General features: G+C 34.2%; 3 protein-coding genes and 1 pseudogene. All 4 read right to left on the reverse strand.

Annotated features, from left to right (window positions below; genetic code table 11):
• Window positions 1–124 precede the first annotated feature (124 nt).
• The gene (locus tag AB204_RS19905) at window positions 125–1687 is read right to left on the reverse strand and encodes a hypothetical protein (RefSeq protein WP_047965129.1); all 1563 of its coding nucleotides are present in this window, start codon (window positions 1685–1687) and stop codon (window positions 125–127) included.
• Between the two features lie 464 nt (window positions 1688–2151).
• On the reverse strand, window positions 2152–3756 hold the full coding sequence (locus tag AB204_RS19910) for a hypothetical protein (protein ID WP_047965130.1): 1605 nt from the start codon (window positions 3754–3756) through the stop codon (window positions 2152–2154).
• A 426-nt stretch (window positions 3757–4182) separates the two neighbouring features.
• Window positions 4183–4805, reverse strand: a pseudogene (locus AB204_RS19915) (IS1 family transposase).
• 71 nt (window positions 4806–4876) lie between these two features.
• On the reverse strand, window positions 4877–8734 hold the full coding sequence (locus tag AB204_RS21000) for an inverse autotransporter beta domain-containing protein (protein ID WP_053067959.1): 3858 nt from the start codon (window positions 8732–8734) through the stop codon (window positions 4877–4879).
• Window positions 8735–9132: the final 398 nt, after the last annotated feature.

The raw sequence follows: 9132 nt of genomic DNA on the forward strand, positions 1-9132 counted from the left end.
ATGGAAAATCCATATCTAATTTTAATGATTCTAAGTTTATATTATTCATTTAATAGACCTTTTTAATGTGATGATTAATCTAAAAATCAATAAGATATAGAAATACATATTATGTATTTCTATATTATTCTGGCAAGGTGTTAATTGAACTTCCCCAAACTTTCCCGTAATGTTTTTCACCGCCAATATTAAAATAATAATCAAAATAAATAGTTCCATCTCCTCCAGAAAGATATGGTCCGATACCAACAACAAGATCAAAGTCAATATGAAACACTAATGATGCAATTCCATTGTCATCAACTATTGTCGGCATTCTATTCGTCATTGGTATTTGAATATTACGATATTCTGATTCAATATATATATTTAGTGTTGTTTTATAACCTAGAGGAACTTTTCCCAATTTATTATGAGCTCCTAATATTTTAACAAATAAACCAGTATTCGGTTTACTTAAGTTATCCAGATATCTCTTTATACTGTCATAACTAATGATTGTATCTACAGGTATCTCACTTTTACCAATGCCAAGACTAGTGTATACCTTGCAAGAATCATAATCTCTTTTCACATTTTCTGGAGGATTATATATAGCACCACCTGTATAAATTATCGATGTTGGTGATGAAATTTTTGATCCAGCCGGATTACCCATAATAACATCATAACTAAGTTCATAACTAACATTAATATCGAAAATATCATAGGGTAATGAAAAATAGAAATTATCCAAACCTAATTCTTTTTTAGGATTGTCTACAACATGGTAATAACCACTATATTTTCGCATTAAGCTTTTATCAATATTTCTGGTGAAGAATAAAATATAATCGCCACGAACAGCTTGTTCATAGTGATATACACTAGCGTAGAAATTGGATTCCCCATCTGAAGTTAATGAACCCGATTGACTTTCTAAGATATTTGGCCCAGGAATAGTTTCATCATTATTTGGTATTTCATAATTCACAATAAAAATAGGAGAGGCAGCTAATACCGGATCATAAACACCTATAATCCAAGATACTAAATTAAGCACTATTGACTCCGGTTTTTGAGGATAGATATAAAATATCACATTTCCATTTTTGTCTGAGTTTATAAATAAGCCACTATAATAACCTATTTTTTGTATTGAAAGCGGAGTTGTATCATCAGAACCAAGAATCTTACATGATGTTAGGCTTTCTGGTGTAGTGGCTGTTATAAACACAGGTGTATTGGAGAGGGAAAACCCTTCTTTACTTATCAAAATAGTAGATACTTTAGTTTTTAGAATAGGATTATCAAATTTTGTATTTGGTGTATCCAGTAATACATTTTCAATAATGAGTGGCAATGAATCTGAATTTATTTTTTTTGCTGTGCAATTAAATATTAATGAGGTGACATTAGGTATATTTGTATCAATGAAAAATATTATTTCATCATCTTCACTGATTTTATTAACATCACTTTCAACATCTAAAAAAGTGGTATATTCAGCTATTTTTTCATCGCTACCAGGAAGTATTTTTAATTTTTGATGTCCTAATGGAACAGTAACGTTATTAGATTTTTTTTTGAATTCAATATAATCATCAGGTCCTATTGAGTTATCAGATGCTAACGTAATAGTGATTAGAAAACGCTGACCTATTATTAAATCAGCATTATTTTCAATATTGGATTTCAAAGTAGCCATGTTATTACACCATAGTGTTAAGAATATACATTATTAAAATAACACTCTCATTATTAATGAGCTTCAAGTCAATGCCAACCATAAGTAACTTTAAAATCATAAATTAAATAGTAAAAGTATAATAAAAAATCTTACGCATTGATATTAATTGGTTATACTTGATAGAAATAAACATATTTATATCTAATAAATAAAGGCATATAAAATATGTTTCCCATTTTTCACATTGCAACTTTGCTAGTTGGGTTAGCTCATCCCATGGCATAATTACCTATGCTTCTGAGACAATCTATCACTATCTCACTGAATTTTTAATCTATTTTACATATATCGTTCAAGATATTTTAATCTATTCATATTTTTTCTCAAAAAAGCATTAAGATTGATTATCATACTTTCTAATATAGAAGAGTGAATATAACTATATAATCTTTACTCGCGTTTTTAGACAAAGTTGAAACTAATTAATCTTTCGTTGTAGGTGCATCTGGTCGGGTATCAATTTTTCCTGACCAGATTTCTCCATAACTTTTAGCACCAACTTGATAATCAAACCAAATATAACCAGCACCACCACCATCGTATGGTAAGATACCAGTAATTTTATCAATATCAATGTGAAAAACTAATGAGAGATGACCAGTATACTTATCAGCTTTACTTGGCATAATTTGTGTAACAAAAATCTTTTTATTATTACGATTTTTTGCTTGAATATACATATTTAACGTCACCTTAGAGCCAAAAAATACCTGTCCTTGTAACGAACCTCCCATAATTTCAATGAATAATCCTGTCTTTTTCTGATTGGGATCAACAGGTTTATTATCAAAATATTCTTTTATACTGTCATAACCAATGACGCTACCTTCATGTATCTCAGGCCCTGTCACTCCATAGCTGGTATAAACTTTGCATTTGTCATATTCCCTTTTTATGCCGGAATCTGGTTGATATGTAGCCCCTCCCATATAAGTCACGCTTGCTGGTTGGGAAGTTAAACTACCGGCCGATTGACCAAGAATAACTACATAATTAATATCAAAGGGAGTACCATAATCAAAAATATCATAAGGTAATGTATAAACATAATTAGAATCGCCCAATTCTGTCCTTGGGTTTCCTACGACAACATAATGATCTGTGTATTCACGTTTAGCACCAGCTTTAGACAAATTTTTAGTAAGAAATAATATGTAATCGCCACTGTTATTTCCTGGATATACTGGGATTGCAATACGGAAATCCGAAGCACCAGCATCAGATGTTAGAAGACCAGAAAATCCCCCCTGAATATTTGGTGGTAATAAGCTATTGGGAAATTTAGGAATGTCTGGATTAATAATAAAAAGAGGAGAAAAAGCGTGTACAAATTCTTCACCAATAAAAATAATCCAGGATTTAATATTAAGTACCATTGACGTTGCTTTTTGTGGAGACATATTAAAACTTACACTCCCATCTTTTCCGGAATTTATAAATAATCCAGTGTAATTTCCCATAGTTTGCAATGAAAGTGGTTTTCCATTATCATCTTCAAATGTACATGAACTAAAGTCACTTATTGGATCTGCAGTGATAAATACAGGAACATTAGATAAAGGTGTTTGTGGTTCCCCCTGACCTATTAAGGTTGTGGATACCTTGGCTTTTTCTAATGCTTGTGGGCTTGTTATATTTGGTGTTCTTATAAAGTTGTTATTAAATATAAGAGTTAATGAATCTTGGTTAACTGTTCTTGCTGTACCAGTAAAAGGAAATTTTTCGGCATTCGATTGAGTCGCTTCAAGGGTAAATTTAATCGGATCATTTTCTTTTATATTTTCATTAGCAACAGTTAGCAATGTTTGATAAGTAGCCTTTGTTTTATCTTTTGGATCTACAGTTAAACTCACGTCACCCTGTGGAACAGTAATATTTGGGCTAGCTCCTGTAAATTTCAATTTTGTGGAAACAACATTTATAGGATTTGCTGATTCGAATGTTACATACAAAAAAACACCTTGTCCTATTATAAGGTTAGCATTTGAAGAAATATTTACATCTAATTTATCTTTTGCACTTATCATTTTATTACCTCATGAGCATTATAAGAATTCTTAATAAAATCTATTACGAGGTGATTTCATTGTTATTAAATTCTAAATGTGTTAAAAAGTTAACAATTGTAAGTTAGGGATATTAACCGAAAATGTACAATGATAAATTTTTATCACCCGATAACAATTAGCAATCCCTGCGATAAAACAACTTGCTTCAATATTAAAAAGAGTAATAACAGTAGCTTTACCTATACCTTAGTTAGATAAAAGTATTTCCCACCAAAACATTAACATCTAAATAATATTTTAAAATCGTAGAACACCTACTTACTCCTCACACCGCGAGGAGTAAGCATTCTTCCGCGTTTGAGTGTTTCACTATTATGAAAATCTCTTTAGTAATGTCTAATAGACCAATATAGTAGCTTATCAAGAGCAGGTCATGACTTCAATTTATTGATAGTGGCAAATATTCAGATAATACCTAATAACTCTGACATGCATTTCTATGAATTTTGAAAAAGACAGAGTTTTTCGACGAAGATTCAGGTTATATCTCTCTATACGTTGTGTATCACGCCTGCTGACCATATGAAGTTTCTCTGTCAGCATTTTTTCATATCCTTTCCAGCCACTGAGCATATAAATCACCATGTTAAAAGGCGACAGCAAGACCATCAGATGCATCAATGTCTTCTTTGTCATTGGGCCAAAAACATGGGCGATCATATTTCGTCTGAGCTGGTCGTAGGCATAAAAGGGCCTCCGGGCCTGATTCTTTGACTTCACGTGCGACCACGGTTCATTCATTTCGCAACAGACAATCACGTCGGTACTGGGAGAAATAGCTTCAGTGATAGATTTGGGACTGAGTGTCTTAAATGACGAAGGGCTGTATTAAGGCCAATCCCTATGACACATGCTGTCGCCCGACATTCCATTCCATTCATCCCCGTATCAACGACTCGCTTATGTGTTCTGGGATGACAGGATTGGCAAAGATAACATTGATGACCAGAACTAAAACGCCCATTACGATGACTCCTTTTAACTGCGCAACAAGATAGGCAGGTCAGTCACCTTAATCTTTACCATCTGAATGTTCTCAAAATAGGCATCCTATACAAAATTCAATAAATTGATGTCACTATCCCCCATATTCCTCGGGGCTTACTTTACAAACCAGCAACCCAGAATCATTATCATCAGATTGCTCAGTCAATTGGTCAAATATTGTATAAATACCAGGGTATTGCTTACTGGCAAGCACCTTGTATTTAAGGTTGTTTTTTTGAACATCATGCTTAGCTGCATCAAAAAGCCCCCATTCATAAAGATTTTCAAATTCAGAATCTATCGCATACTCTCCAGAAGACTTCACAAAATCTGCCACATAAGGAGAAATAAGGCTACCAGCGGTACCAGAACCATCACTTCCACTTCCACTCTCACACGTTACACCATCACGAGCTAAATGGTAGCCCTGTAAATTTTCATGCCCCAGTGAATTTTGGACATAAGTGAGGTCTCTAATAATGTGTAAGTGATAGTAATAAGACTGAACTGTTCCATCTCCTTTTGTAACTTTGGCTGTAATTTTTGATTTACCTGGGTTCCAAAAAACTATGGGTCCTTTATGATCATCTCCTACGTCAACTGTAGGGTTTGTAAAATAATTATCTTTATCATCAAAATGCTCGTAATAAACTTCGCCTTTAGTAAACATTTTTGATGTATCAGCTCCAAGCTGACCACCCAACCCCTCAAAAATATTTGCTGGATGGTATTCCGTAGTAAAAATTTTACTATTGTTAACATTTATTGGTTTATTTGTATTATAAACAAACATCACCGCTTGCTTCGGTTCAGGAACAAAAGTGACTGCATAATCCTTAGATGTGGTCTGAGGCTCTTTCTCTCCTTTTTGATTAGGTATCGTCAATGTCACGTTAATATCCTTATAAACTCCAACATTACTGTCTAAGGTGGCATATAAAAATCCTTGCTCATCTGTTGTTAGTGGATCTTTTTCTTTATTTTTATCAGGTTGAGGATTAAGTAAATCAGTTGTGCTGATCTGGTCTTGATCACGAGTCCATTCCACATCACTAAATGTCTGTTTGCGAAGTATATTGCCGTTTTTATGAGTAACTAACGCTCTGTATTTGTATTTATCTCTCCCATTACCAGTCAGTGGGTATTTTTTCAGATCGAAATCTGTTTTCTCAACACCGTTAACTTCAACCGCATAAACTTCAACACTTTTAATCTCAAAATCCACAGGAGGCGATATAAAATTAACGGGTTTAGAGCAATTATTTTTTGAAGTCTGAGGATCACTAACAATAGACAGGCAAACTTCAGCACCCGTAACTAACGGTTTGTCCTTATCACTTGTTAAACTCACTGTCAGTTTTCCATCAGATACATCAGTGACTTCTCCCGAAGGTGACAAAGATAGCCCCTCTGATATTGGCGGTTTAATACTCCATTTAAATGGAATTTTGTTTCCCGTATAAGGAGATTTACCATCCGCGCCATTCACAATTGCAGTGAGTTCATACGCCTCACCAGGAAGCTTAGTGTTATTTGGTGTTTTTGGGCTTAGCATCACATGCTGAATGGCTGGCCAATTGAATTCCACAACAAAAGGTGCCGACTTAAAGGCATTATTAGCAATAGAAGCTTCTACACTCACTTTTTGTGCAGTACTGCTGGTCAGTGTGGCCGTGTTTATCCCGGTTGGCGTTATCGTTGCCTTACCACCGACTACGTTCCAGTTAACAGCCTGAACTTCCCCTGTTTCCTTACCGCTAGTGGCGTCAATGACGGTTGCCGTCAGGGTATAACTCTCATTCACCAATATCGGGCTGGTAGATGATGACGTGATCTTGATTTTGGCAGGATCGAAAGAAACCGCTTGAGCCGATACTGCAGGATTTTTTTCAATCGATAAAGAGACCACCACCCCAGACAAAGGGACCAAACTGCTCAATGTCGCTTGTAATTGTCCCTGCCCGTCAGTCTTAAATTTCCCGTCTATTTTTATCGGGTTAACAGGAACTTCTTTACCATCTTTATCTTTCGCACTCCATTCCACATTATCAATTTCCTGACCGCTAACTGTGCCCCCACTGCCATTAATGACCGTGGCGGTATAGGTATATTTACTGTGTTCACCCGCAATAAGTGGCCCTGGGTTATCAACACTCAATTGCTTATTTTCAATGTGATATTTTGATTTATCTTCAGTAAAGCTCATTATTCCTACTAATTGTGGAGAGGCATCCTCCATTTTTAAGTAAACTTTTGCAGTCTCAATTTTTTTTGTGCTTTTTAACGTAACCGTTTTTGTAAGATAGCCATTTTCATCCGTTGTGAGCTTATCTGCTTTATTCCAACTTAATTTAAGCCCCGGTTTATCGCCTTCAGCTTCTGGCGGCTCGGTTATCCACTGAACATTATCAATAATTGCGTTTTTAACAGGGTTTCCTGTATTTTTATCAAAAGTAATAATGGGATTAATAGTATAAAAAGATGAACCATTTGCAGGTAATGGCCCTGATGGAAGGAAGTTAGCTTCTTCCCTTGTTTTAACCTTATAAGGAGTAACAATAACTTGTACTACCTCAGGCTTTGATTTCTGCTTATTATCAAATTCAGCAAATGCAGAAATCGGATAGTTGTTGTTTCCACCAGATAAATATCTTGGTAACGTAATTTGAATAGATTTCCCAACCTTTGGAAAGAGCTTCCCGCCATTTTCTTCAAACTCTTTGCTTGCAGTCCAGTAAATCTGTTTTATCGAAGAGTTAGTGGATATATTAGCCGAAATATCGTGCTGCTGATGACTATATCCTACCAGTACCTCTGGCAAAGATAGTTGTGTAATGAGTTTCTTCTGATGATCAAGAATAATATTGTAATTCCTTTCAACCAGATCATAACGGCTTCCCGTTAAGGTACGCATCTCAGTTACACTATCCGGTGATAATTGAGTGCCAAAAGGAATACCAAATTTATAATTTAAATTCGCCAAAAATTGCGTTTCAGTATTTCCGTTTTCTCCCTGTTTATAATCCATTCCCATTGTTATCAGAGGAATTGGGGTATAAGTCACGCCTATCTTAGCCAGACCAGGATTTTTCTGTTTAGTATCCCGGTTGAACAGGGTAACGTTATCACCAAAATATTTTTCATAAGCCAGTTTTGCACCAATATTAGGATAGGCGGGCAGGAAAAACTCTCCGTTAATGTCATAACCGTTGGCAGGGCGTTCTTGATAATCATTAAAATTTTGTGATTTCTGCCAGTCACTTAAGCGGTAATAGGCATTAGCAGAGAATTTTACATAATCACCCCAAACTTCCCCCCCCAAACCTAAACGCTGATTTTTGCCAGTCAAGTCATGGTCATAAAATGTGTTTAGACCATACATCCAATTCTTGTCAAAATAACGTCCCCCTAACCCTATATTAATCGTATTCCGACTATCTCGATTACGATAGCCTAATTGTGAAAAAAAGAGCCAATTTTTTTTATTGTCGTAAAGCGGTAATAGTAAATCGATAGCACTATTTTCCAAAGTGCCCTTTTTATCAAGTCCAAAGCTAATTCTTGCTGTACCGAACTGTGATAACCATTTTTGTGCTTCAAAAGAAGCTACGCTGTTTAATTTTCCCAAAGCATAAGATTTAGCTTGATCTGCAAGTTCTGAAGGAGAAGATGACAGCATATTACTCATTGTATGAATATTTCTGGCAATAATATTAGGAGTATCAAACTCTGAGGTATCAAAATGTTTTTTATTAGTATTAGCGTTCAAGAGTTTTTTACTTGGCTCATTAACCCGAAAGGCTATATTATCTTTTTTATTTTTTTCTTGAATATGTTTTTCCTCAGTAACAGTATTACTACCTGCAACAGTATTCATCACTGTAGAAAGAATAAAAAAAGCATATATAACAACAAGAAAACCAATGAATTTACGAATATATGACGACATATATAAGTACCTCATAAAATTTCATTTCTCGAAAACCTAACATTTGTCACCAAGTCAGTAAAAACTGACACACCTTCCTACTTTAATATATTAGAAAAACTTTTTATTTTAGGTGGTTTTTTTTCACTAAAATTAATGAAAGATTTTTATCAACTGATAACAAAAAGCTATAACAGCTATAAAATTGCGTTTTAACATGAGTGAAAACCAATCCACTCAATACTCACCTTTAATTAATAAAACAATCAAAAGCAAAAATGATCAAACCAGTATAAATTTCTTTTATCATAATCAAATAATGTTATAAATTTTTATAATTTATAAGAATTAAAAATAATTAAACTGGATTGTTCTTTGATTTTATTTTTTTATCAGGCGATAACTATTTGTCATTGTAC

Origin of the sequence: Xenorhabdus khoisanae, assembly GCF_001037465.1 — a bacterium.
GTDB classification, from domain to species: domain Bacteria; phylum Pseudomonadota; class Gammaproteobacteria; order Enterobacterales; family Enterobacteriaceae; genus Xenorhabdus; species Xenorhabdus khoisanae.